General features: G+C 32.0%; 23 protein-coding genes and 1 pseudogene. 17 read left to right on the top strand and 7 right to left on the bottom strand.

The genetic code is table 11. The features are described from left to right. The first annotated feature begins 23 nt into the window (after nucleotides 1-23). Nucleotides 24-782 (top strand): alpha/beta hydrolase, encoded by a 759-nt coding sequence (locus tag SAR11G3_RS02825; protein WP_013695245.1) that lies wholly within the window; start codon nucleotides 24-26, stop codon nucleotides 780-782. On the opposite strand, the gene SAR11G3_RS02820 is transcribed toward SAR11G3_RS02825, so the two are convergent. From SAR11G3_RS02820 to SAR11G3_RS02810, 3 genes are read right to left on the bottom strand one after another with little or no spacing between them, the layout of a single operon-like run. Beyond that, nucleotides 753-1,544, bottom strand: coding sequence for a sugar nucleotide-binding protein (locus SAR11G3_RS02820; protein ID WP_013695244.1), 792 nt, complete (start codon nucleotides 1,542-1,544; stop codon nucleotides 753-755). The genes SAR11G3_RS02825 and SAR11G3_RS02820 overlap by 30 nt on opposite strands. Before the next feature lie 55 nt (nucleotides 1,545-1,599). After that, nucleotides 1,600-6,111 carry a glutamate synthase large subunit gene (gene gltB / locus SAR11G3_RS02815; protein WP_013695243.1) on the bottom strand — a complete coding sequence of 1,504 codons (4,512 nt, stop codon included), beginning with the start codon at nucleotides 6,109-6,111 and terminating at the stop codon, nucleotides 1,600-1,602. Further along, a complete protein-coding gene (locus tag SAR11G3_RS02810; RefSeq protein ID WP_013695242.1) occupies nucleotides 6,111-7,553 on the bottom strand; it encodes an NAD(P)-dependent oxidoreductase in 1,443 nt (480 codons plus the stop codon). The genes gltB and SAR11G3_RS02810 overlap by 1 nt, the downstream gene beginning before the upstream one ends. 214 nt (nucleotides 7,554-7,767) lie before the next feature. Between SAR11G3_RS02810 and SAR11G3_RS02805 the strand changes: the two genes are divergently transcribed. Next, nucleotides 7,768-8,547, top strand: coding sequence for an undecaprenyl-diphosphate phosphatase (locus SAR11G3_RS02805; protein ID WP_013695241.1), 780 nt, complete (start codon nucleotides 7,768-7,770; stop codon nucleotides 8,545-8,547). On the opposite strand, the gene SAR11G3_RS02800 is transcribed toward SAR11G3_RS02805, so the two are convergent. Next, a complete protein-coding gene (locus SAR11G3_RS02800) occupies nucleotides 8,537-9,487 on the bottom strand; it encodes a complex I NDUFA9 subunit family protein (RefSeq protein ID WP_013695240.1) in 951 nt (316 codons plus the stop codon). The two genes, SAR11G3_RS02805 and SAR11G3_RS02800, sit on opposite strands and share 11 nt — an antisense overlap. A gap of 42 nt (nucleotides 9,488-9,529) precedes the next feature. Here SAR11G3_RS02800 and SAR11G3_RS02795 point away from each other — a divergent pair, with 42 nt between their 5' ends. From SAR11G3_RS02795 to SAR11G3_RS02780, 4 genes are read left to right on the top strand one after another with little or no spacing between them, the layout of a single operon-like run. Beyond that, nucleotides 9,530-10,147, top strand: a complete 618-nt coding sequence (locus tag SAR11G3_RS02795) for a ribonuclease D (RefSeq protein ID WP_013695239.1) — start codon at nucleotides 9,530-9,532, stop codon at nucleotides 10,145-10,147. A gap of 1 nt (nucleotide 10,148) precedes the next feature. Next, the gene (locus tag SAR11G3_RS02790; RefSeq protein WP_013695238.1) at nucleotides 10,149-11,120 is read left to right on the top strand and encodes a KpsF/GutQ family sugar-phosphate isomerase; all 972 of its coding nucleotides are present in this window, start codon (nucleotides 10,149-10,151) and stop codon (nucleotides 11,118-11,120) included. A gap of 4 nt (nucleotides 11,121-11,124) precedes the next feature. Further along, nucleotides 11,125-11,724, top strand: coding sequence for a hypothetical protein (locus tag SAR11G3_RS02785; protein WP_013695237.1), 600 nt, complete (start codon nucleotides 11,125-11,127; stop codon nucleotides 11,722-11,724). Beyond that, entirely contained in the window at nucleotides 11,721-11,915 is a 195-nt protein-coding gene (locus SAR11G3_RS02780) for a hypothetical protein (protein ID WP_013695236.1), read from the top strand. Before SAR11G3_RS02785 ends, SAR11G3_RS02780 begins: the two co-directional genes overlap by 4 nt. Before the next feature lie 58 nt (nucleotides 11,916-11,973). Here SAR11G3_RS02780 and SAR11G3_RS07495 read toward each other — a convergent pair whose 3' ends face one another. Further along, the gene (locus tag SAR11G3_RS07495) at nucleotides 11,974-12,111 is read right to left on the bottom strand and encodes a hypothetical protein (protein WP_237697298.1); all 138 of its coding nucleotides are present in this window, start codon (nucleotides 12,109-12,111) and stop codon (nucleotides 11,974-11,976) included. Between SAR11G3_RS07495 and SAR11G3_RS07145 the strand changes: the two genes are divergently transcribed. Further along, nucleotides 12,053-12,688, top strand: coding sequence for an ATP-binding cassette domain-containing protein (locus SAR11G3_RS07145; RefSeq protein WP_237697309.1), 636 nt, complete (start codon nucleotides 12,053-12,055; stop codon nucleotides 12,686-12,688). The two genes, SAR11G3_RS07495 and SAR11G3_RS07145, sit on opposite strands and share 59 nt — an antisense overlap. On the opposite strand, the gene SAR11G3_RS02770 is transcribed toward SAR11G3_RS07145, so the two are convergent. Then, the gene (locus SAR11G3_RS02770; protein WP_013695234.1) at nucleotides 12,685-12,972 is read right to left on the bottom strand and encodes an FYDLN acid domain-containing protein; all 288 of its coding nucleotides are present in this window, start codon (nucleotides 12,970-12,972) and stop codon (nucleotides 12,685-12,687) included. The genes SAR11G3_RS07145 and SAR11G3_RS02770 overlap by 4 nt on opposite strands. Before the next feature lie 48 nt (nucleotides 12,973-13,020). Here SAR11G3_RS02770 and aroA point away from each other — a divergent pair, with 48 nt between their 5' ends. The 10 genes and pseudogenes from aroA to SAR11G3_RS02720 all read left to right on the top strand — a co-directional run bounded on the left by aroA (nucleotide 13,021) and on the right by SAR11G3_RS02720 (nucleotide 23,117). After that, the gene (gene aroA, locus SAR11G3_RS06965; protein ID WP_013695233.1) at nucleotides 13,021-14,994 is read left to right on the top strand and encodes a 3-phosphoshikimate 1-carboxyvinyltransferase; all 1,974 of its coding nucleotides are present in this window, start codon (nucleotides 13,021-13,023) and stop codon (nucleotides 14,992-14,994) included. Further along, entirely contained in the window at nucleotides 14,991-16,688 is a 1,698-nt protein-coding gene (locus tag SAR11G3_RS02760) for a S1 RNA-binding domain-containing protein (RefSeq protein ID WP_013695232.1), read from the top strand. Before aroA ends, SAR11G3_RS02760 begins: the two co-directional genes overlap by 4 nt. A 64-nt stretch (nucleotides 16,689-16,752) precedes the next feature. Beyond that, nucleotides 16,753-17,058: an HU family DNA-binding protein gene (locus SAR11G3_RS02755; RefSeq protein WP_013695231.1), complete on the top strand. Its 306-nt coding sequence runs from the start codon at nucleotides 16,753-16,755 to the stop codon at nucleotides 17,056-17,058. Further along, nucleotides 17,055-17,756 (top strand): orotidine-5'-phosphate decarboxylase, encoded by a 702-nt coding sequence (gene pyrF, locus SAR11G3_RS02750; protein WP_013695230.1) that lies wholly within the window; start codon nucleotides 17,055-17,057, stop codon nucleotides 17,754-17,756. The genes SAR11G3_RS02755 and pyrF overlap by 4 nt, the downstream gene beginning before the upstream one ends. Continuing rightward, entirely contained in the window at nucleotides 17,757-18,368 is a 612-nt protein-coding gene (locus SAR11G3_RS02745; RefSeq protein ID WP_013695229.1) for a phosphoribosylanthranilate isomerase, read from the top strand. A 12-nt stretch (nucleotides 18,369-18,380) separates the two neighbouring features. After that, nucleotides 18,381-19,595, top strand: coding sequence for a tryptophan synthase subunit beta (locus tag SAR11G3_RS02740; protein WP_041862342.1), 1,215 nt, complete (start codon nucleotides 18,381-18,383; stop codon nucleotides 19,593-19,595). After that, nucleotides 19,592-20,391: pseudogene (gene trpA / locus SAR11G3_RS07880) on the top strand (tryptophan synthase subunit alpha). Before SAR11G3_RS02740 ends, trpA begins: the two are co-directional and overlap by 4 nt. After that, nucleotides 20,388-21,329, top strand: coding sequence for an acetyl-CoA carboxylase carboxyltransferase subunit beta (locus tag SAR11G3_RS02730; RefSeq protein ID WP_013695225.1), 942 nt, complete (start codon nucleotides 20,388-20,390; stop codon nucleotides 21,327-21,329). The pseudogene trpA and the gene SAR11G3_RS02730 overlap by 4 nt, the downstream one beginning before the upstream one ends. After that, entirely contained in the window at nucleotides 21,280-22,563 is a 1,284-nt protein-coding gene (locus SAR11G3_RS02725) for a bifunctional folylpolyglutamate synthase/dihydrofolate synthase (RefSeq protein WP_013695224.1), read from the top strand. Before SAR11G3_RS02730 ends, SAR11G3_RS02725 begins: the two co-directional genes overlap by 50 nt. Then, nucleotides 22,560-23,117, top strand: coding sequence for a histidine phosphatase family protein (locus SAR11G3_RS02720; protein ID WP_013695223.1), 558 nt, complete (start codon nucleotides 22,560-22,562; stop codon nucleotides 23,115-23,117). The genes SAR11G3_RS02725 and SAR11G3_RS02720 overlap by 4 nt, the downstream gene beginning before the upstream one ends. Here the strand turns inward: SAR11G3_RS02720 and SAR11G3_RS02715 are convergent. Continuing rightward, nucleotides 23,107-23,790 carry a methyltransferase domain-containing protein gene (locus tag SAR11G3_RS02715; protein ID WP_013695222.1) on the bottom strand — a complete coding sequence of 228 codons (684 nt, stop codon included), beginning with the start codon at nucleotides 23,788-23,790 and terminating at the stop codon, nucleotides 23,107-23,109. The two genes, SAR11G3_RS02720 and SAR11G3_RS02715, sit on opposite strands and share 11 nt — an antisense overlap. Nucleotides 23,791-23,809: the final 19 nt, after the last annotated feature.

The raw sequence follows: 23,809 nt of genomic DNA, 5'->3' as shown, positions 1-23,809 counted from the left end.
GTGATAAAAATTAAGTATTCATTATGAGCAAAATTAATTTCTTTTTAAGTAAAAACAAAGAACAAATTAGATATAAATTAATTCAAGGCAAAAAACCAGTAACTATAATTTTTCTTCATGGCTTTATGTCTGATTTGACCGGAAAGAAGATTCAAGTTCTGAGTAAACTATCTAAGAAAGAACAGGTTTCTTTTTTAACTCTTGAATACACAGGTCATGGAAAGTCCTCTGGTCAATTAAGTGACTATGGAATTGATGATTGGATTAATCAGTCAAAAGAGTTGATTGAAAAAGTTGTAAAAACAAAAAAAATTATTTTAGTAGGTTCGTCAATGGGTGGCTGGATTGGCATTGCCCTTATCTCAAAGTTAAAAAAAATTGTAAAAGGTTTTGTTGGAATTGCTTCTGCTCCAGATTTTACTAAAGAAATAATGTGGAAAAATTTTTCTAAGAAAACAAAATTCATGATCAAAAGTGGAAAAACTTATTATATGCCAAGCTCTTATGGAAACCCTTACCCTATATCAAAAAAATTAATATTCGATAGAAGTAAGTATTTAGTTCTAAATAAAAAGATTAAATGCAATTTTCCTGTTCGATTATTTCATGGGCTTAAAGATACAGTTGTCGATGTAAATTTTTCCATTCGATTAACAAAAACATTGCTATCTAATGACACTATAATAACTTTTCAAAAGAATGGTGATCACAGCCTATCCCAAACTGAAGATTTAAAAAAAATAAAAAACCAACTAACTAATTTGATTAAAGATAGCTGTTAATCCTTCTTTGAAAGTTGGATACTTTAACTTAACTCCCATCGATTTTATTTTTGAATTTTGTACTTTCTTTCTATCTCTATAGAAATCTTTCATTTTTGAATTTTCCAAATCTTCAAAATTGATTTCTTTTGGCATCTCTATTTGCAAAAGTGCGGCTGCATATTGTACCACTTCTTTATATGAGCAAGGTGCATCATCGCTAACATTAAAAATATCTTTATCTTTTGATTTGGAAAAAGATGAGAACAGAACCTGCGCAATATCCTCCACATGAATTCTAGAAAAAATTTGGTCTTTCTTATTAACAATTTTTACTTTCTTTTTTTTTAATCGTGAAAACACGCTCCTCTCCAAAGAATAAATACCAGCTAATCTAAAAATACGCACCGGCAAATTAGAATTTAACAATAGTTGTTCTGCCTCAATTCTTTTCAGTCCCATTTCGGAGGTTGGTTGTGTATTGGAAGTTTCTTCAACCCAATTACCTTTGTGGTCTCCATAAACACTGGTTGATGATAGATAACCTACCCATTGTAAATTTTGATTATTCTTCAGTGTAGTTAAGAAATTCTTAATTATAATCTTTTCTACTTCCGGAGGAGTAGAAATTAAAACATGAGTAACATTTTTTAACTTATTCTCAATCTCTGGATCAAAATTACTACTATCAAATAAATAAGATTCAATTGTTTTGTCAGAAAATTTAATTGTAGACCTAGAAGTTCCTGATATATCAAAATTAATATTTCTATCTATTAGCAATTTGGTTAAATGCTTAGCAGTTAATCCAAAACCAAAACAAAAAAGTTTAATATCTTTAAACAGCTTTTTTTTCTGGCTCTCTTAAAGAAATAGGATTGTCTAGCTTATCTAGCATTTCCTTAGGGCAAATTTGGTAAAATTGTTCTTTAGCCAGCTCCCAATCATCTAATATTTTTTTAGCATAGTCTGAATGCGTTTCTTCTATATGTCTTTGAATAAGAGAATAAAGAAAATCATCCCAATATTTCGTTTCAATTCTTTGCCAAACTACCGAAGCGGAGTTGATTACATCGCTTAAATTGTCCTCCGGATTGTAAACAAATGCCATCCCACCTGTCATTCCGGCTGCGAAATTATCACCTAATTCACCAAGTATGACAGAGCATCCGCCTGTCATATACTCACACGCATTAGTACCAGCTCCTTCTACCACTGCTGTAGCGCCTGAGTTTCTAACTGAAAATCTTTCCCCCGCTTCTCCTGCAGCGAATAAATTTCCTGATGTTGCTCCATACAAAACGGTGTTTCCTATAATTGTGTTTTTGTTAGTTTCAAGATTACTACTTTTTGGAGGCCTTACTGATATAGTAGCACCTGAAAGACCTTTTCCAACATAGTCATTACAATCTCCAATGACTTCGAACTTAACTCCTTTTGCCCCAAAAGCTCCCAGAGACTGTCCAGCTGACCCTCTTAATTTAATTTTAATATGATTTTCAGGAAAATTATTATTTTTAAAATCAGTCACGATGTAAGAAGACAGTCTTGCTCCTACGGTTCTATCAGTATTTTTAATTGTGTAACTCATCTCTATTTTTTGACCGCTCTGTATTAGAGGCAAAGTATCAATTAGAATTTGCTTATCTAAAGTATCTGGAACTTCATTTCTAATTTTGTCTTTACAAAATCTCGGATTGTCACCTGGATCTGCTTGGACTAATAATGGATTAAAATCTAAGTCATCTAGGTTGGAAGCTCCTCTAGATACCTGTCTCAATAAATCTGTTCTACCAATAACTTCATCTAATGATTTGAATCCTAGTTCTGCCAGAATTTCTCTTACCTCTTCTGCAACAAATGTAAAAAGATTAACTACTTTTTCTGGTGTGCCAGTAAATTTTTTTCTTAAATCTTCGTTTTGCGTACAAATCCCTACTGGACAAGTATCGGAATGGCACTGTCTAACCATGATACATCCCATGGCCACTAAACTAGTGGTGGCTATACCAAACTCATCTGCTCCCATCATGGCAGCAATTACTACATCTCTACCTGTTTTAATTCCTCCATCTGTTCGCAGAACAACTTTGTGTCTTAAGCTATTGAGGGTTAAAATTTGATTAGTTTCCGTTAAACCCATCTCCCAGGGTAAGCCCACGTACTTGACGCTAGTCTGAGGTGTAGCACCTGTTCCACCATTGTGTCCTGAAATTAAAATAATATCTGCTTTTGCTTTTGCAACACCTGCTGCAATAGTTCCAATCCCACTGGAAGATACCAGCTTAACTCCAACTCTGGCTTTAGAATTGATTTGCTTTAAATCGTAAATTAGTTGAGCTAAATCTTCGATAGAATAGATGTCGTGATGAGGTGGTGGAGAAACCAGTGTAACTCCTGGAGTTGAATGTCTTAATTTTGCAATTTCTTTTGTAACTTTAAATCCCGGTAGCTGACCGCCCTCACCAGGTTTTGCTCCTTGAGCCATTTTAATTTCAATTTCATTGCAGTTATTTAAGTAGGACGCAGTGACACCAAATCTTGCTGAAGCTACTTGCTTAACTCTAGAGTTAGCATTATCTCCATTTTCTCTTAATATTGCCCTGTTTTCATCTTCTCCGCCCTCTCCACTACAAGAGGCTCCTCCTATTCTATTCATAGCAATAGCTAAAGTCTCATGTGCTTCTTTTGATAGTGCACCCATAGACATACTACCGGAACCAAATCTTTTTCTAATATGAGTTACAGATTCCACTTCTTCTAGAGGAATTGCTTTATTATTTTTTCTAAAATCTAAAAGATCCCTAAGATGAATTGGAGGTAGTTCACTTATTAAATTAGAATACTTCTTAAATAGTTCGTAAGAATCTTTTCCTACTGCTGTCTGTAAAAGATGAATAGTTTTTGCTTGATAGGCATGGGTCTCTCCTCCATGACGGTATTTATAAATACCACCTATTGGCAAAGTTATAACATTTTCTGAATATGTTTTGTCATGTTGTTTTTTAATCATATCTTCAATTCCTGACAAACCAATTCCTGATATTTTAGATTCTAACCCTGGAAAATAATCAGCTACCAATCCCCGACTAAGACCCAATGATTGAAAATTCAAACCCCCACGGTATGAACTAATTACAGAAATTCCCATTTTAGACATTATTTTCAATAGCCCATCATTCACGGCTTTAATATATCGATGAACACATTCTTCAAAAGTTAACTTATCAAACAATCCTTTTTGAAATCTTTGATAAATAGAATCGATTGTTAGATAAGCATTCACAGTAGTGGCTCCTGCTCCAATCAAGACTGCATAGTAGTGAGTGTCTAAACACTCTGAAGATTGAACATTAATAGATACAAATTTTCTCAAACCTATTTGTGTTAAATGAGATTGAACCGCTCCCACAGCAAGAATGGCAGGAATGCTTATTCTATCTTTGGAAATATTTTTATCGGATATAATTAAATGTTTTTTTCCTGACCTTATAGAAATTTCTGACTCTTCTCTAATTCGGTCAATTTCTGATTTAAGATTTAAGTTTTTATCATTTTTATCAAAGGTACAGTCTATTAATTGAACTTGGTCTTGGTCAAAAAATTCGAATAATTTTTTAAATTGTGAATTTGATAGTACGGGACTTTCCAAAACAAAGCTTTTTTGCTCAGTAAGTCTATCATCTAAAATATTTTCCAGATTTCCGAATCTTGTATTTAAGGACATAACTCTATTTTCTCTCAAAGAATCTATGGGAGGATTGGTTACTTGGCTAAAATTTTGCCTAAAAAAATTAGAAAGAGGCCTAAATTTACTAGACAAAACCGCTATTGGGGTATCATCCCCCATAGAACCAATTGCTTCTTTTTGGTCTGCTACCATTGGGTGCAATATGCTTTCCAAATCCTCAATGGTAAATCCTGCTAGAAACTGTCTTTCTCTTAAATCTGATCCTTCAAATGAATGTTTCTCTTTAATTTCATTTAAAGTTTTGCTTAACTCAATATGATTGGATGCAAATTTTTTATAAATAGGATTTGCTGATAAATGATCTTTTGTTTTTTTATCATTATAATATTTCCCCTTATCCAAATCTAAGGAAATCATTTGTCCGGGACCAACCCTACCTTTAAATAAAATATTATCTTCAGATACGGGGATCATTCCAGTTTCTGAACCTGCAAAAAAAAGTTTGTCTTTTGTTATGGTGTATCTAAGGGGTCTTAGACCATTTCGATCAGAGGCTGCCACTAACCATTTACCATCACATGCCGCTATAGCTGCTGGCCCATCCCAAGGCTCAATTAAAGAATTTAAATAATTATACATTTCCCTATGGGCTTTTGGAATAATTTTGCTTTTTTTAGACCAGGCCTCAGGTATCAACATCATTTTTGCGATTGGTAAAGACCTTCCAGTTCTTACCAGAAGTTCAAATGCCGCATCCAATGATGCTGTATCAGAATTTCCAGATTTAATTATGGGTTTTAAGTCCTCTATATTTTCAATTAAATCTGTTTCCATGCCAGCTTCATGAGTCTTCATCCAATTAACATTTCCTCTTAAAGTATTAATCTCTCCGTTGTGAGCCAAAATTCGAAAAGGTTGCGCAAGCTCCCATGATGGAAATGTATTGGTTGAGAATCTTTGATGAAAGATAGCAAATCGTGAAACAAATCTTTCGTCTGAAAGATCTGGATAAAAATCGCTTATATTTTCAGCCAAAAACATTCCTTTATAAATAATAGTTTTAGAACTTAGGGAACAAATATAGAAATCCTTAAGCTGTTCCTCGGTTGCTCTTTTTTCAATTTTTTTTCTTACAGAAAACAAAGTTCGTTCCAACTCTTTAGGAGACAGATCTTTATCTGTAGCAAACAACAACTGTTCAATTTCAGGTCTTGTATCGTTGGCTTTCTGGCCTAGTACTTTTGGATTTGTAGGAACTTGCCTCCATCCAAATATATAAAGATCATTTTTAAGAAGCTCTTGCTCCATAAGCGTTCGACAACGCTCCTGTTCACTAAAATTATTTCTTGGTAAAAAAATCATTCCAATACAAAGAGTTTGATCGTCTTTGATGTCATGTCCAGTAGAAGCAATTTTATCTTCAAAGAAGTCTTTATTGAATTCAATATTTAAGCCAGCTCCATCTCCTGTTTTACCATCAGCATCAACCGCCCCTCTATGCCAAACTGCTTTAAGAGCATTAATTCCATTAACAACTACATCCCTTCTAGGCTTGGCATTCATAGAGGCAACAAAACCAACACCGCAAGCATCATGCTCTTCGATATTGACATGATTATTTTGAAGAAACTGCCTATTCTTTAGGTATAAATTTTTCATTATGCGACTTTAGTTTGAAATTGTTGGCTCTTTATTTTTAAATATTTATGAATTTCTTGAGCAGCATCTCGTCCATCTCGAATTGCCCATACAACAAGAGATGCTCCTCTGACTATATCTCCCGCGGCAAACACACCCCTAATATTGGTTCTCATAGTTTTTAGATCTATCTTGATAGTACCCCATTTGGAAACTTCAAGTCCTGGCTCTGAAAATAAGTTTGGAATTTCTTCAGGATCAAACCCTAGAGATTTTATAACTATATCTGCTGGTAACTCATCTTGAGCCCCTTCAATTATTTTAGGAGATTGTCTACCAGAAGAATCTGGCTCTCCTAGTTTAATTTTATCATAAATAACTTTATTAACTTTTTCAGTTCCTGCAAATTCTTTGGGACTTGATAGCCAAATAAATTTAACTCCTTCTTCTTCTGCATTCTGAACCTCTCTTGCTGATCCAGGCATATTCACCTTATCTCTTCTATATAGGCACGAAACAGATTTTGCTTTTTGTCTGATAGCAGTTCGTACACAATCCATTGCTGTATCACCGCCACCTATAACGATTATATTTTTTCCTTCAGCATTCAAGGTGCCATTATCAAATTCCGGAACATTATCTCCTAAACCTTTCTTATTAGATGCAGTTAAAAATTGCATCGCAGGAAAAACATTTTTTAAATTTTTTCCTGGAATATTAATTTCTCTAGGCTTATAAACTCCAGTTGCAATTAAAATAGCATCGTGCTTTTCTTTTAATTCTTCTAGCGTAGAATCTTTTCCCACTTCAAAGTTCTGAACAAAGGTTATGCCACTATCTTCATAAAGTTTTGTTCTTCTTTGTACTGCTGATTTTTCTAGTTTAAAATTTGGAATCCCATAAATTAGGAGTCCCCCAGCTCTGTCATAACGGTCATAAATTGTTACTTGATATCCTTTTTGTCTTAATTGTTCTGCAGCAGCTAATCCTGCTGGTCCTGCACCAATAATTCCAACTGTGTCTTTTAATTCTCTAGGAGGATTTATTTTTTCGACCCAACCATTATCCCAGGCGGTGTTAGTAATATATTTTTCTACAGCACCAATGGTAACCGTTCCATGTCCAGACTTTTCAATTACACAATTTCCTTCACACAAACGGTCTTGGGGACATATTGAGCCACAAACCTCTGGCATAGAATTTGTAGAAGATGAAATGCGATAAGCCTCTTCCAATCTACCTTCAGCTGTAAGTTTCAGCCAATCAGGAATGTTGTTATGTAAAGGGCAATGGACCTGGCAAAAGGGGGTCCCGCATTGCGAACATCGGCTTGCTTGCTCCGAAGCTTTATTTTCAATAAATTCCTTATAAATTTCATGAAAATTTTCAGTTCTTTCAGAAGATTTTATTTTTCCCGGTGTTTCTTTGGAAATATCAACAAATTTTAACATTTTTTCTGTCATAATAATCTTCTTGATTAAACACTTTATTTACAACAATTACCAAAAAAATAGCATAAATAAAATGATTTTTAGTACCATTTTGATACCTATTTTTTACATTTATCTCAATAAATACTATATTTTTTTATTTTATGCACAATTAAGTCGCATAAGTTTACTAGATTTAAACAGTTAGAAATAGTCAAAACATCGAGCAAAGCATAAGAATGAATTAATGACTGAAATTTACCTTATTAAGATTTTATTTTTATCTATTGTTCAGGGAGTGTCTGAGTTCATCCCAGTCTCAAGCTCTGGCCTTCTGATTGTGTTTGAAAATATTTTAAAAATTAAAAACAACAACCTATTAATTAATGCGACCATGCATGGTGGTAGTTTAGCGGCTGTAGTAATTTTTTTTTATAAAGATTTGTTAGGTCTTTGGAAAAACCATCGTCTGCTAATTAATTTAATTATAGCAACCCTTCCTGTGATTGTAATTGGAGGGCTGTTAAAATATTTTGAGGTGATTGAACAGATAATGAATATTGCCGTGATAGGTTATGCAACTATTTTTTTTGGTATTCTTCTTTTTATTAGTGACAAAAACAAACAAGAAAAAAAATTAATATCTTCGATTTCTAATAAAGAAGCATTTATTATTGGGTTATATCAGGTCTTAGCACTCATTCCAGGAACATCAAGAAGCGGTATTACTATTACAGGTGCAAGATTTTTAAGATTTAATAGAGTAGATGCTGCAAAGTTTTCTTTTTTATTATCCATTCCAACATTATCTGCAGCATTTATTTTAAGCTCTTATGAAATTATTAAACTAAATGAAGAGGCATTTAACCTAGTGTCTCTATTTGCATTTTTCTTTAGTTTTATGTTTTCAATTACGACGATTAAATATTTTTTAATTTTTTTAAAAAAATTTAGTCTAAATATATTTGTAATTTTTAGAATATGCTTGGGTGTAGCTTTATTAATCTATTATTACTCTAATCAGTAAACTGTCCTGCTGGCCTGTATACTTTTAAGTATGTGGGAAGAATAGTCTCAATACTTTTAGCTTCAATATTTAAATCTTTAAGTGTTTTATTTTTACCAGATAAAATATTATCTCCCTCCTCAAGAATTTTAATTTGATCAAGTGTCAAAAGAGGTTTTGGCATTAACTGAAAAAGCATTGCTTGAATTCTTCCTGCGAAGAAAGGAATGGGGAGTATAATTCTCTTTTTTCTAATTTCTTTTAAAAGTAATTCAATTAATTCTTTAAATGTATAAATATTTTTTCCGGCTAGCTCGTATGTTTTTTTAGAAATGTTGTTCGTAATAATTTTATCAATTGCTTTGGCAACATCTCCAACGTAAACAGGTTGGAATTTTACCTCAGAGCCAACCAGCGGAATTAGAGGGAATAATCCTGCAAGCTTTGCAAACATATTAAAGAACTTGTCTTTTGCTCCTATGACAATGCTAGGCCTTATTATTGTGCTATTTAAAAAATTGCTTTTAACCTCTTCTTCTCCTAAAAATTTGCTTTTAATGTAGCTTGAATTTGAATTGGAATTAACTCCTAGCGCAGAAAAATGAACCAGTAAATTAGAGCTAGAACTTTTCGAGAAAATTGTTGCTAACATTTTTGGAAAATTTGTATGCAGTTCTTTAAATTTTTGTGACCTTGTTTCAAATAAAATCCCTACCAGATTGACACATACGTCACAGCCCTCTAGAAATTTTTCGATAGATTCTTTTGATTTTAAATTAACCTGATGCAATTCAATTTGAGCTATATCTCCAAAAACTTTCAAATTTTGTGCTAAATAAGTGTTTCTTGTAGCAATTTTTATTCTGTAGCTATTCTTTGATAAATGTTGAACTATTTCTTCTCCAATAAAACCTGTTCCGCCAAATATAGCCACGGTTTTTCTGTAATTTTTTTCAATCATACTATATACAATCTCCAATTGAACATTTAGATTTCAATAACAATGAATATTACATTATATCAAAACGATTTACCTGAAAATCACAAATTAACTAATGCACAAAGTGTAGCGATTGATGCTGAATCCTTAGGACTTAATTACAAAGGTAGAGATAAGCTTTGCTTACTTCAACTCTGCTCTGGTGATGATGAGGTTTATATAGTTCAGTTTGACAGAAATAATTACAAAAGCCCTAACCTTTGTAAAATTCTTAACGATAATAATATTTTAAAAATTGCTCATTTTGCAAGATTTGAGATGGGAATACTTAAATACTATCTAAATGCAAAAATAGAAAACATTTACTGTACCAAAATTGCTTCTAAGCTTGGAAGAACGTACACTGACAAGCATGGTCTTTATGACATAACTAAAGAGCTGTTAAATATTACTCTTAATAAGTCACAACAGTCCTCCGATTGGGGTTTAAAAGATTTGAGTGAAGAGCAAAAACAATACGCGGCCCTAGACGTTTTGTATCTACATAAGCTCAAGGAAAAACTAGATTTAATGTTAAGGCGAGAAAAAAGAGATCAGCTTGCAAAGTATTGCTTTGATTTTTTAAGCACCAGATCTGAGCTTGATCTTAATGGATGGGATGAGGATATATTCAGCCATTAATATGAATAAAAAAAATATTATAAATATTGCAAATAAAGTAATTAGCACTGAGATTGAAGGTTTAAAAAAACTTTCCAAATCTATAAATATCTCATTTGCTCAAGCCGTAAACACAATTAACAATAGCAAAGGTAGGATTGTTTGTTGTGGGGTTGGAAAATCTGCTAAAATTCTAGAAAAAATATCAAGTACTCTCTCTTCAATTGGTATTGCAAGTTTTACTTTAGATCCTACGGATGCAGGACATGGGTCTCTAGGTGCAATTTGCGGAGGGGATGTTTTAATAATAGCATCTTTTAGCGGTAACAGCTCTGAGCTTAACAGTATTTTAGATTATGCCAAAAAAAATAAAATAAAAATAATTGGAATTAGCTCAAATTTAAAATCTAATTTAATAAAATTAAGTAATGTAAAAATTTTAATTCCTAAAGTTGCTGAAGCAGGTAATAAACATTTAAATATGATCCCAACTAGCAGTTCCATTAATCTACTTGCACTTGGCGATTGTATGGCTATTGCACTGGCTACTAAAAACAAATTTGATAAAAAAGAATTTGGCAAGCTTCACCCAAGCGGTTCTATAGGTAAAAACTTATCTGATATTTCCCAAATAATGATTGCAAGAAAAAGCATTCCTTTTGTCCATGAAGATTCTTCTCTACAAAAAACAGTAATAAAGATTTCATCAGGTAGGCTCGGTGGTGTTGTGGTTACAAACAAAAGAAAGCAAGTGTGTGGTTTTATTTCAGATGGAGACATCAATAGAGCAATAAAAAAATTTAAAAACATATTTCTTAAAAAATCAAAAGATATTATGACCAAAAAACCGACCTATATTTCTAATACCTGCATGGTTACTGAAGCGCTAGCAATAATGAATAGAAAAAAAATTACAATTCTTTTAGTTGCAAAAAATAAAAAACTTTATGGCTTAGTTCACATGCATGATATTTTGTCTTTTCTAAACTCATAAACCCATGAGATTTGGTAGAAAAATTCAAATCATTCTACTCTGCTTAAGTTCTCTTATTTTTTTCTATAGCTACTATTATCTTCCAGGGAAAAATGAAGGATCCATAAAAGTAAAGAGCTTACCTTTTAAAGAAACAGAGCAAGAAATTAAAAATAAGAACACTTTCACAAATGTTGAATACAAAAGTCAGAATACTCAGGGACAAATTTTTACTACGAAAGCTAAAAAGTCTTTTTTTGATTCAAATAAGCCAGAATTAATTAATTTAATTGCTCCCCACTCTGTAACAAAACTAAAAAAAGATAACTCATTAATTGAAATTAAATCTAAAATCGGGATATTCGATAAAAAAAAAAATATAGTAACGTATAAAAAAAATGTGACTATAAAGAATAAAAATTACTTAATAACCTCAAATAAAGCAGTACATTTTTCTTCAAAAAATATTATTATTATTTCCGGATCTGTAGTGATGAAAGATTTAACTATGGGTTTATCTCATGTTGTTTATTGTGATAAGATAGAAATTGATACAATAACGAATAATACTATAGCAACTATGAATTCATCAAAAGATAGAGTAATCGCAAAAAAAATTAAATGAAAAAAAAAATATCTATTAAAGCCACTATAGAGACAAAAAATAATTTTGTTAAAATAAATAAAAGAACAAATTCTAATATATTAATATTAGAAAAAAAATTTGTACTACCTGTGCAAAAAATAATTAAAAATACACCAACACAGAATTTAAAAAGTAAGCCTTTTATTTTAAAAAAAAATTTAGTATTATAGAAAACAAAAAAAATAAAAATAATGTATTTGATTTAAATAAAAGTAAAAATAAAACACTTCAAGTTAAGCGAGTTTCTAAATCCCTTGGGAGCAGACCTATTTTAAAAAATATTTCTTTAACTTTAGAAGCTGGAAAAATCGTAGGTTTACTAGGTCCTAACGGATCAGGAAAAACAACTTTATTTAATTTGATCATTGGAAAAATATTTCCAGACCATGGAAGCATTATTTTTGATAACAACGTGATACATAATATTCCGATCCACCTAAGAAGTTTAGGTGGAATAAGCTTATTAGAACAGCATAAGGGGCTTTTTGGAAATATGACCGCTGGAGATAATTTGTACGCAATTTTAGAACTTCATATGAAAGATAAAGAAAAAATTAATCAAAAAATTGAGAGTTTACTTGGATATTTTGATCTATCTTATTTAAAAAACACTAAGGCAGATTTGCTTTCTGGAGGAGAATATAAAAAAGTTTCTATCCTTCAAAGAATATGCAATCCCAATATAACCACTTTGCTTTTAGATGAACCATGTGCGGCCTTAGACCCGCTGTCTATCAATTCTTTAAAAGATTTTATTCTTGAATTAAAAAAGGCAGGCCTTTCTATTTTAATCACTGATCATAACTATTGGGCAATAGAAAATATTTTGGATAAAGCTTATATTATAAAAGGTGGTGAAATATTAGTTGAAGGAACAACTGAAAAAATTTCTAAAGATAAAAATGCTATTAAATATTATTTAGGCGGAAACTTTAGGTTTTAATCAGGTTTTTTTTCTTCGTCAGATTCCTCTATCTCTTTTTGATCATCTAAACTTATAATGTCATCATCTGATGAATCGTCTGGAGCATCATCTATATTTGCAAGTTCATCAGTTTTCTTAACTTCTGGCTTCGGTATTATTGCTGGGCTTGGTTTTGCATTTATATCTTCTGGGACATACGTGGCAGAACAAGTTGGGCAGGCAATATTATCTTTTTTATTCATGGAATAATATTTAGCTCCACACTCGCAAAATATTTTTATTCCCCAATTTTTATCTGCCATATTATTAATTTGTATTATTAGCTGTGCGTTTATATAATTCTACTCTAAATGGCAAATAAAAAGTGGTTTTTACCTTCAAATAACATTTCTATTAATGGAACAGTACATTTGCCCGGTGACAAATCCATTGGGATCAGATCAGTTATAATTCTTTCACAAAGCTATGGAATTTCAGATGTACACAATATCTCCGGTGGAGAGGATGTCCAAACTGCGATTGCAGCTATAAAAAAACTTAAAGTTCAAATTCACAAAATAAACCATAACCATTATCGTATTTTCGGACTTGGCATTGGTTTTAAAAAATTTAAAGGAATTATTAATTTTAATAATAGCGGAACTACATTAAGATTGCTCACTGGCTTGCTGGCAACGTCAGAAGTGGATGTAAAACTAATAGGTGATCAGTCTTTATCCAAAAGACCTATGCGAATTATTCCTTTAATGGAAAAATTTTTTGCACTATTTCATCCAAAAAATAAAAACTATTTACCTATACAAATCACAGGATATCCAGATTCTGCTCAATCTGAACTGATGGTCAATAAGCCATCTGCACAAATGGTATCTGCTTGTATTTTGGCTGGAATGAATAGTCATGGCATAACAACTATTAAGGCTCCCAATCTTCAAAGAGATCATACAGAACTGATGCTTCAATACTTAAGATACCCTATTAAAATAAAAAATAAAAAAAATTCTAAAATAATTAAAATTCGAGGAAAGCAATTCCTCAAAGCAGAAAAAAAATATGTAGTTCCAGGAGATCCTTCTTCTGCTGCATTTTTAATTGTTCTTGCCTTGCTAAGCAAAAATAGCAGTCTTTCCCTGCCTAATGTTTTGCTCAATCCTAAAAGGATTGGTTTTTTAAATATATTAAAAAAAATGGGTGGTTTTATTAAAATAGTAAATAAAAAAAAACAGCATGGAGAAACAGTGGGAACAATACAAATAAAGTCCTCTTTGCTAAAAGGAATTAAAGTGAATAAAAAAATTATTCCTAATATTATTGATGAAGTTCCTATTTTAATGATTGCCGCTTCTTTTGCGAATGGAGAGACTTTTTTTCCTAATCTTGAAGAATTAAGAATTAAAGAGTCAGACAGACTTTTAGCCATGGAAAACAACTTAAAAAAAATTGGCATAACAACTAAAAGAAAAAATAATGACATGACTATCTTGGGCCTTGGTGAAGAGTTTTACTCGAACAAACTAATTACAATTGATAGCTACAAAGACCATAGGATTGCCTTAAGTTTTGCTATCTTGGCCATGGTGTCTACAAAAAGAATTTTAATTAAAGATTTTGATTCTGCCAATGTCAGTTATCCTAGTTTTTTGAATGATATTCAAAAAATAAAAAATAAAAAATTTAAACAAATTGTTATTGGTATGGATGGTCCGGTAGGGTCCGGAAAAACTTCTGTAGCAAAATATGCAGTTTCTAAAATAAAAAATAGCTTATTTTTAGATTCTGGTTTGCTATATCGATTTCTTGCAAAAAAACATCTTGATCAAAATAGTAAGAAAATAAATGTAAAAAAATTGATAGCAATTGCTCAAACAATAACGTTAAAGCAGCTACAATCTCCGAGTTTACATGGTCAAAAAATAAATAAACTTGTATCTACAATTGCAAAAATACCAAAAATCAGGTCCGCTCTATTGCCTGTTCAAAGGAATATAATTTTTAATAATCCTTACCAACATGTATTCGTAAGCGGTAGAGACATTAACTCGAAAGTTGCTCAAAGTGCAGATCTAAAAATTTATATAGATGCTCCATTAAAAATGCGGGCTCAGAGAAGATTCTTAGAATTAAAATCAAAAAACAAAGATATTACTTTTAAGGAAGTGCTAAAAACTGTTGCTAATAGAGACTATATAGACAAAAACAGGTCTAATAGTCCTTTAGTTAAAACTAAAGACTCTGTCTTGATTAATAATACAGGACGCAATATAAGATCTACCTTTGTAAAAATACAAAGATTAATAAGAAAGGTTCAGAGTAAAAAATATTGATACAACAACCGCTAAAAGTTTACAACGAAAGTAATGCTGAATTAGAAGCCTTGCTAAACGACGACTTATCTCAAAGAACTGTTCAAGAAAACACTATTATAAAAGGTCGAGTTGAGAAAATTGAAGATAAATTTATTACCATTGATGTAAAAGGAAAGTCGTCTGGAATGATTGACAAGTCCGAACTCTCTAAGGAAGAGCTGGATAATCTGGCAGTTGATGGCGAGCTAGAGGTTTATGTTGAAAGAGTAGAAAATAAGGTTGGAGACATTGTACTAAGTGTTGAAAAAGCTCGAAGAGCTAAATCGTGGAAAAAAATTGAAGATGCATTTACCGATAAGGAAAAAGTCTCTGGCTTAGTAAAAAATTCTGTTAAGGGTGGATTTATAGTAGAGATTTTCGGAATATTCACATTTTGTCCTTCTTCTCAACTAAGTGACCGCCCAATCAAAAGTCCAAGTGAGTTTATTAACAAACCTTTAGAATTTTATATCATTAAAATTGATAACGTTAGAATGAACGTGATTAGTTCTAGAAGAGCTATCCTAGAAGAAGTTAAGAATCAAAATAAAGATCAGGTTATTTCAAAATACAAATTAAACGATATCGTTGAAGGAAATGTTAAAGCAATTACTTCCTACGGACTATTTGTTAGTATTGAAAACTTAGACTGCTTACTTCACTCCAGTGAAGTTAGTCATTTAAAAATATCAAACTTAAATGAAATGTTTAGTGTGGGTGATACGGTCAAGGTTCAAATCATTGACATAGACCTAGAGACAAAAAGAATTAGTCTTTCAATTAAAGCAATGTTGCCAGATCCATTTATAACTATTGGTGAAAAGTACCAAGTAGGATCGGACTACGATGTGAAAATTACTAAACTTTCTGACTTTGGTGCTTTCGCTGAAATTGATGAAGGAGTGGTTGGCTTAATTCATTCTAGTGAAATGAAGCATATGCAAAAAAATGTAAATCCAAAATCAATATTTAAAGTGGGTGATGTTGCTAAAGTTAGATTAAAAGAAGTAGATACAGAAAAGAGAAAAATTAGTTTTAGCTATAAAGATACGCAGCCAAATCCGATGGAAAGCTTTCTTTCCAAATATCCAGTTGGTACCATTGCGGATACAAAAGTAGTGAACAAACAAGACTTTGGTTTATTCCTGAATACAGGAGATAACGATATCGATATTTTTGTACACTATAAACAAATATCATTTGCTGAGACCTCTAAAGATCTTGAGAATTACAACAAAGGAGATGAGGTTAAGGTAAAAATTATAGATATTAAAGATGACAAAATAAACGGCTCTATAAGAGCTCTTAAAAAAGATCCTTTCAACTTCTTTGATGACAAGAAAGTAGGAGATGTTCTTACGGTTCGTGTTGCTGAAGTGTTAGACAATGCTATTAAAGTAAATGTTGGAGAAGAAAGATTTCAAACTATTATCAAAAAAGCAGACATTGCTTTAGATAAGGCAGACCAAAGACCAAACCGTTTTGCTCCTGGGGATTCTCTAGATGCAATGATTGCAGATCTTAATCTAAGTCAAAGGAAATTGAAGCTATCTATTAAAGAACTTGAAAAGCAGCAAGAAAAGGAAGCGGTAGAAAAGTATGGATCGGCTACCTCAGGAAGTTCTCTTGCTGATATTCTTGGAACTGCTCTTAAGAAAAAAGAAGATAAGTAAACTTCTTAACCAATCTCCTTTTTCTTACTTTATTCTTTATAATCAATAGGCTATTCTAGTCTTAATGGAAAAGAAGACTTTTGTTAAAAAAGAACTCATTCAAGAGTTACAATCTAAATATCCAAAAATTTTAAACGCTGATATAGAAAAAACTGTAGAAGGGATTTTTAAATATCTGTCCAATCAATTAGCTTCTGGGCACAATGTTGAAATAAGAGGTTTTGGAATGTTAAAAACTAAAGCTACAAAGCCAAGGACAGCACGTAATCCTAAATCTGGAGAATCTGTTGAAGTCCCTGCTAAACGAAAGATAAGTTGGAAAAGCTCCAAGCTATTAAACATTAATATCAACGAAGAGATTAATAATTGATCAAAAAAAATAATACTATCTTTATTGCCTGCGATACTTCCAGTCTATCTAAGATAAAAAAGATAATAAGATTAACTAAAAATACCCCATTAAATATTGGCTATAAATTTGGTCTTGAATTTTTTAATTCTAAGCATGGAAGAGGTTTTATCTCTAAATTACCAAAGCATCATGTGATTTGGTTAGATCTAAAATTGAAAGATATACCAAATACGGTGGCATCTTCTATCCACTCCCTTAAGGATTTAACTAATGTGCGCTATTTAACTATTCATGCCTCAGGTGGAATGAAAATGATGCAAGCTGCAAAACAAGCGGCGGCAAAAACTAATAAAAAATTAAAAATCTTAGCAGTTACTGTCCTTACTTCGTTTTCTGAAAAATCCATTAAGCAAACAGGGCATACCAAATCAATTGAAAAAATTGTCATACAACAAGTGTCTCTGGCAAAAAAGGCTAAACTAGATGGAATTGTATGTTCGGGCCATGAAGTGAAATCTATAAAAACTATCTGTAAAAAAATGCAGATCGTTACTCCTGGGATACGATTAGAAAGAGATTCTAAGGGGGATCAACAAAGAATTATGACACCCTCTCAAGCTTTTCAAAACGGTGCAACAGAAATTGTAATTGGAAGAAGTATAACCAATGGCAATATCAAAAAAAATATTCAAAAATTAATTACCTCTCTACAGTAAATGACATCTACTATTAAAATATGTGGATTGAGAGATTACAATGCAATTAAAATGTCTGTAGATTCTGGTGCAAAATATTTAGGATTTGTTTGTGATTATTCAAAAAGCCCCCGAAATATTTCTCCCTACAAACTAGTAGAATTAATGGAAGAAATATCTCATTTTGAAGCATACAAAGTTGCGGTAACAGTCAATCCAGACGATACTGTAATTGATATTATCAAAGGTAGTATCGACTTTTTACAATTACACGGATCTGAAACTAATCAAAGAATACTAGAAATAAAAAAAAGATCTAATCTAAAAATAATTAAAGCAATTAAGATAGGGTCAGAGGAGGATTTACAACAACTTGACTCCTACCCGGATGCAGATGAATTGCTACTGGATACCCCTGCAATGGAGAATTCTGAGTTATTTAACTTCAATTTATTAGATAATCGAAATATTACATCTTATTTTTTAGCAGGGGGAATTAATATTCATAATGCTCATCAAGCTTTGCAATTTACATCTAAATTAGATATTTCAAGTGGATTAGAATCTGAACCGGGAATAAAAGATCTAGAGAAAATTGAAAAGTTTATGGAAGAAGTTAAAAAATATGCTTAAAATAAAAAAAAAATTCCCATCATAGATCAGCATGATAAGCATTACTTATATGGTGGAAAGTTTGGTGGAAATTTCATACCGGAAACTTTAAAAAAACCAATTGAGGATCTTACTAACCTGTTTGCAAAACTGCGTTATGATAAAAAATTTATTCAAAAGCGGGATTTTTATTTTAAAAATTACGTTGGTGCCCCTACTCCTTTTGTCAAATTAAATCATTTAACAAATCATCTAGGTGGAGCTCAAATATATGCAAAGGTAGTTTCTGAAGCGAATGGTGGTGCTCATAAAATTTACAATGCGGTAGTGCATGCTCTTATTTGCAAACGTGCTGGTAAAAAATATATTGTTGGAGATACTGGTGCTGGGTATGCTGGGAAAATGCTTAGTATGGCTGCAAAGAAATTTGGTCTTAAATGTAAGATCTTTATGGGAGCTAAGGATATTATACGTCAAAAACCAAACTGTGATGCTATCAGAAAAAATGGTGCCGAAATAATTCCAGTATATTCAGGCAGCCAGACATTAGTTGATGCCGTTAGCGAGTGTATGAGATATTGGGTTTCTAATTGTGACACTACTCATATGGCAGTAGGAAGCACCGTTGGGCCTAATATTTTTATTAAAATATGCGCTTGGAGTACGGCTCAAATATCAAGAGAACTTATTATTCAAATGAATAAAGAATTTGGACAGATTCCAAAAAAATTAAAATTAATTAATTGTGTAGGTGGTGGAAGCTCCGCTGCTGGATTTTGGAATGAATTTATGGACTATAACAAACAACAAGTAGAGTTTGTTGGGGTGGAGGCTGGTGGCCCAAAGAAAAGTAAGCTTCATGCAGCACCTCTCACCAATGGTTCTAAAATTGGAATTTTGCATGGCGCTGCTCAATATGTAATTCAAGATAAAGATGGGCAGATTGGGGAAACATCTTCTATAAGTGCGGGTCTAGACTATCCTGGTATTTCCCCACTGCATTGTTTTTTAAAAGATGCCAGAAGAGCGAGGTATACTTCCGCAACAGATGAAGAGGCACTCCAGGCATATAAGCTAGTTTCAAAATTAGAAAATCTATCCCCTTCTTTAGAGCCATCTCATGCTTTCGCAGAAGCAATTAAAATTGCTCCCAAACTAAACAAAAATACAATCATTTGTGTAAATAGCTGTGGAGATGCCAAAAAAGATAGGGCTATTATTAAAAAGAGACTTGGGTTTTTTAAATGAAATCAAACATTAGGATAGCTTTTGAGAAATGCAAAAATGAAAAAAGACCTGCTTTGCTCACTTATACGGTGGCAGGTGACAATACTAAGAAAAAATCATTAGAAATTTTAAATGCCATCGCACCATTTGTAGATATTATTGAAGTTGGAATTCCGCATAATACCCCTGTAGCAGACGGCGGACAAATACAAAGTAGTGCATACCGAGCTATTAAAAACGGGATTAAAATCAAAGATATTTTTCAAATCGTAAAACAGTTTAAAAAAACAAAAACACAAAGCCTGTAATATTAATGGGATATTATAATAATATTTACCAGCAAGGAGAAAATACTTTTTTACGTGAATGTAAACAATCAGGTGTGGATGGATTAATCGTAGTTGATTTACCTTGGCCTGAAAACAAAGTCTTTTCTGTTAAATGCAAAAAACAATCAATTAATTTTATTCAACTTTTATCTCCCACTACATCAGCTACAAGGATGAGACAGATTTTAAAAGATTCGCACGATATGGTGTACTATATTAGTATGCTATCTACGACAGGTGAAAAACTAAAGGTGTCTCCTAAAGTAATCTTAAAAAATTATTCTAAAATTAAAAAAATTAATCCAAAACAAACTGTAGTAATTGGTTTTGGAATAACAGAAAAAACGATTGGTTCTTTAAAAAAAGCGGACGGATTAGTAGTTGGTTCAGCACTTTGTAAAGCAATATCAAGCTCTTTAGAGCAGAGAAAGAACCCTGTTCAGGCTGTGCTGAACGTGGTAAAAAAATTAAAAGCTAAAATTATATGAATTGGATCAAGGATCTCACAAAGAAACTTAAACCGAAGTTAGAGAATCTATTTAATAAAAAATCTACTTTGCCAGACAATCTTTGGACTAATTGCGCTTCATGCTCCAATATTATTTACCGAGAAGACATTGAAAATAATCTTTATTGTTGCACTAACTGCCAAGAACCTCAACAAATTCTTCCTCGTAAACGATTTGAGATTTTATTTGATGAGGGAACATATGAAGAGCTGGAAACACCAAGACTAAGTTCTGATCCTTTAAACTGGTCCGATATTAGCTCTTATAAAGACAAGGTAAAAAAGGCCAGAAAAAAATTCAATCAAAGACATGCAGCCTTAGTAGCTGTTGGATCTATAAATAAAATGCAAGCGGTTGTATATTGTATGAATCAAAAATTTTTAGGCGGATCTGTTGGAATTGAAGAAGGAGAAGCTTTTGTATTTGCTTGCAAATATGCAGTTGAACATAAGCTACCCTTTATTGCATTTCCTCAAACAGGGGGACAAAAGATGCAGCATTCCGCATTTGCTTTGATGCAGATGCCAAAGTCTATTATTGGGTTGCAGATGCTGGAAGAAAAAGGGCTTCCTGCTATTATAATGGCAACTAGTCCAGTGGCAGGTGGAGTTACTGCAAGTTGGTTTTACGGACCATCTGTTTTTGTTTTTGCAGAATCGGAGAATACTAAAATTATGTTTGCTGGTCCTGGTGTTATCAAGAGAACTATTGGCGAGGATTTGCCAAGCGGATTTCAAACAGCGGGATATTTGTTAAAAAAAGGTTTTGTAGATAGAATAATTCATAGAAAAAATCATAGAGAAGAGTTAAGTAATTTGTTATCGATACTGCTCAACTTAGAAATTAAGAAGGCAGAAGATACAACAGATGCAGCCGAACAAAATACAGTTTCTCCTCAACAGATTATATCAGCTTAACCCGCCTGATCGGATTGAACTAACTTTAGATAGAATACAAAGATTACTCAAAGATCTTAAGCACCCTGAACAACAACTATCTAATGTAATTACTGTAACTGGAACTAATGGCAAAGGTAGTACCTGCGAATATTTAAAAAATATTTTAAAAGAGCATGGCTATTCAGTAAATGTTTATACGAGCCCTCATATAGTAAGATTTAATGAAAGAATTTTTTTAAATGAAAATTTTATTAGTGATGATGAATTTGAACAGTTAGTCTATGAAGTAGATAGAGCTAATAACCATCAAGATATTACTTTTTTTGAATTTACTACGGCGCTAGCATTTTTGGCTTTCTCAAAGCATAAAACAGATTATCATATTATTGAAACTGGGCTTGGAGGAATTGGAGATAGTACCAATGTATTTGAGCAGCCAGTAGCTCAAGTGCTTACTTCGATTTCTTTAGATCATTTAGAATATCTAGGTCCAACTCTTCAGGATATTGTAAGAAATAAATGTGGAATCATCAAAGAAAAAACAAATATTATAATTTCCAAACAATCATCGGAAGCAATGAAGTTTATGGATGAGCAGTTAAAAAGGAATAGATCTAAAAAATTTATTTTATCGGAAGACTTTCAGGTAAGTGAGGAAAACAATAATATGATTTATCAAGACAATATAGGGCTAATGGATTTAAGCCTTCCTAAAATGAAAGGAAAATTCCAATTAGAGAATGCGGCAGTCGCCATACAAACGCTGAGGTCTTTAGGTTTGGATTTAAATAATAAAAAAACTTCTGATGCAATCAGCAAGACAGAGTTGCCAGCGCGTATTCAAGAAATAACTAAAGGTAATTTAAGAAATCATGTCCACGATGAAAATAGACTATTTATTGATGGCTCTCATAATAAAGAGGGTGGCAAAGAACTTGCCAATTTTCTGTCAAAAATTCAAGGAAAACAAAGAATCTATTTTGTGTTTGGAATGTTAACTTCAAAAAATTTGAAAGATTATTTGGAAAATTTTTCATCTCTTATAACTGAAATCAAAGTAGTTAAACTAAGAGAAAATTTCTACGAAATAACAGATGTACTAAAAGCAGCAAAGGAATTGGGCATTCATGCCAATCCAACAAAAAATGTCGCAAGTGGGCTAGCGCAACTTGCACTTCAAGATCCTGAAAGTATAATTGTAGTTTGTGGCAGTTTGTATTTGTCTGGCTCCGCTTTGGAATTAAATATATGAAAAAAATAATTATTTTTTTATTCTTGCTTTTTATATCAACTATTTCTAATGCTCGTAATGAACATGAAGCATGGAATCTGTTGGAAGATGGGGGGAAGATAGTTTGGATTAGACATGCAATTACCACTCCTTCTTGTTGTGGAGATCCTAACAATCTAAAAATTGACGATAGATCCACTCAAAGAAATTTGGGCAATGAAGGAATAAAACAAAGTAAAAAAATAGGTCATATGTTTAAAAAAAATAGTATTCAGATTGATCAAGTGTTGACTAGTCAGTTTGAAAGATGTCGTGATACAGCTAAGTATGCTTTTGGAGATTATAAGGACTTTCCAGCTCTTAATTCTTTTTTTAGACAAGGAATTGGAGCGGATGCAAAAAAGCAGCTTGCAGAAATAAAATCCTTTGTAAAAAATTGGAACAGCACCAAGAACCTAGTGTTTATCACCCACCAAGTAGTTATCAGCAACTCCATTGGAGAAACTGTCTCATCTGGAGAGATGGTAATAACAGATAAAAAATTTCAAGTACTAGCAAAGATACCTACTTTATAACCACTAGCAAAAAGTTAGAAACGAGACCTAAGAATCGGTTTTCAATAATTTTAAAATTTTTAATCTGGAGTTCATTAAGCATCATTTTGATTTCATTTTTACTTAATAAATTAAGATTCTCTTCTTTGGAGAAAAAATTATCTCCAAATAATTTTAGAATTTTTCGAAAGATATTTTTTGGTAACAAGTTTATTAATGGAATTTTTGAGTGAAAATCCATTGGAAAGAATCTGTTCGGAGTTGTAATAAAAGTATATTTTTTAGATACTCTCACGCACTCTCTTATAAAATTGACTTGATTTTTATAACTACCCACATGTTCAATGGTGGCATTCGAATGTACAATATCAAATAAATTATTTTTTATAGACATTGCGCACCCGTCTCCTACCACACATTTCAATTGTGGGAATTTTGTTGTTAAAATTTTACAATCAAAATTGGACAGGCAGGTAATACTTTTTTTGTAAGGAAATTTTCTTATTAAGTAATTTTCATGTTCATCGAGACTTGGTGTTGTTCCCACATCTAGTAAAGTAGATTCTTTGTTGTAAAATACAGTTTTTCGAAAAATTTTTAAAAATTTTTTTCTATTATTTTTTACTTGTGAAACAAAATATTTGTCTAAAAAATAAAAATTTCTCCAATAAGATTTTTCTTTGATACTTTTCATTTAAATGATATTTTTAATA

This window comes from Candidatus Pelagibacter sp. IMCC9063 (assembly GCF_000195085.1).
Lineage (GTDB): Bacteria > Pseudomonadota > Alphaproteobacteria > Pelagibacterales > Pelagibacteraceae > IMCC9063.
Note: the sequence above shows the minus strand (reverse complement) of the source record. Positions and strands in the feature narration are given on the sequence as shown.

Excerpts from the sequence above, each read along its gene's own strand:
- SAR11G3_RS02725 (WP_013695224.1), top strand. The coding sequence starts at position 21,280 with ATGCAGCCGAACAAAATACAGTTTCTCCTCAACAGATTATATCAGCTT.
- SAR11G3_RS02780 (WP_013695236.1), top strand. The coding sequence starts at position 11,721 with ATGAAAAAAAAAATATCTATTAAAGCCACTATAGAGACAAAAAATAAT.
- SAR11G3_RS02755 (WP_013695231.1), top strand. The coding sequence starts at position 16,753 with ATGGAAAAGAAGACTTTTGTTAAAAAAGAACTCATTCAAGAGTTACAA.
- SAR11G3_RS02720 (WP_013695223.1), top strand. The coding sequence starts at position 22,560 with ATGAAAAAAATAATTATTTTTTTATTCTTGCTTTTTATATCAACTATT.
- SAR11G3_RS02745 (WP_013695229.1), top strand. The coding sequence starts at position 17,757 with ATGACATCTACTATTAAAATATGTGGATTGAGAGATTACAATGCAATT.
- SAR11G3_RS02770 (WP_013695234.1), bottom strand. The coding sequence starts at position 12,972 with ATGGCAGATAAAAATTGGGGAATAAAAATATTTTGCGAGTGTGGAGCT.
- SAR11G3_RS02810 (WP_013695242.1), bottom strand. The coding sequence starts at position 7,553 with ATGACAGAAAAAATGTTAAAATTTGTTGATATTTCCAAAGAAACACCG.
- SAR11G3_RS02785 (WP_013695237.1), top strand. The coding sequence starts at position 11,125 with ATGAGATTTGGTAGAAAAATTCAAATCATTCTACTCTGCTTAAGTTCT.
- SAR11G3_RS02730 (WP_013695225.1), top strand. The coding sequence starts at position 20,388 with ATGAATTGGATCAAGGATCTCACAAAGAAACTTAAACCGAAGTTAGAG.
- gltB (WP_013695243.1), bottom strand. The coding sequence starts at position 6,111 with ATGAAAAATTTATACCTAAAGAATAGGCAGTTTCTTCAAAATAATCAT.
- SAR11G3_RS07495 (WP_237697298.1), bottom strand. The coding sequence starts at position 12,111 with ATGATCAAATTAAATAAAGTTGTTTTTCCTGATCCGTTAGGACCTAGT.
- SAR11G3_RS02795 (WP_013695239.1), top strand. The coding sequence starts at position 9,530 with ATGAATATTACATTATATCAAAACGATTTACCTGAAAATCACAAATTA.
- SAR11G3_RS02825 (WP_013695245.1), top strand. The coding sequence starts at position 24 with ATGAGCAAAATTAATTTCTTTTTAAGTAAAAACAAAGAACAAATTAGA.
- SAR11G3_RS02800 (WP_013695240.1), bottom strand. The coding sequence starts at position 9,487 with ATGATTGAAAAAAATTACAGAAAAACCGTGGCTATATTTGGCGGAACA.
- SAR11G3_RS02790 (WP_013695238.1), top strand. The coding sequence starts at position 10,149 with ATGAATAAAAAAAATATTATAAATATTGCAAATAAAGTAATTAGCACT.
- SAR11G3_RS02805 (WP_013695241.1), top strand. The coding sequence starts at position 7,768 with ATGACTGAAATTTACCTTATTAAGATTTTATTTTTATCTATTGTTCAG.
- aroA (WP_013695233.1), top strand. The coding sequence starts at position 13,021 with ATGGCAAATAAAAAGTGGTTTTTACCTTCAAATAACATTTCTATTAAT.
- SAR11G3_RS02715 (WP_013695222.1), bottom strand. The coding sequence starts at position 23,790 with ATGAAAAGTATCAAAGAAAAATCTTATTGGAGAAATTTTTATTTTTTA.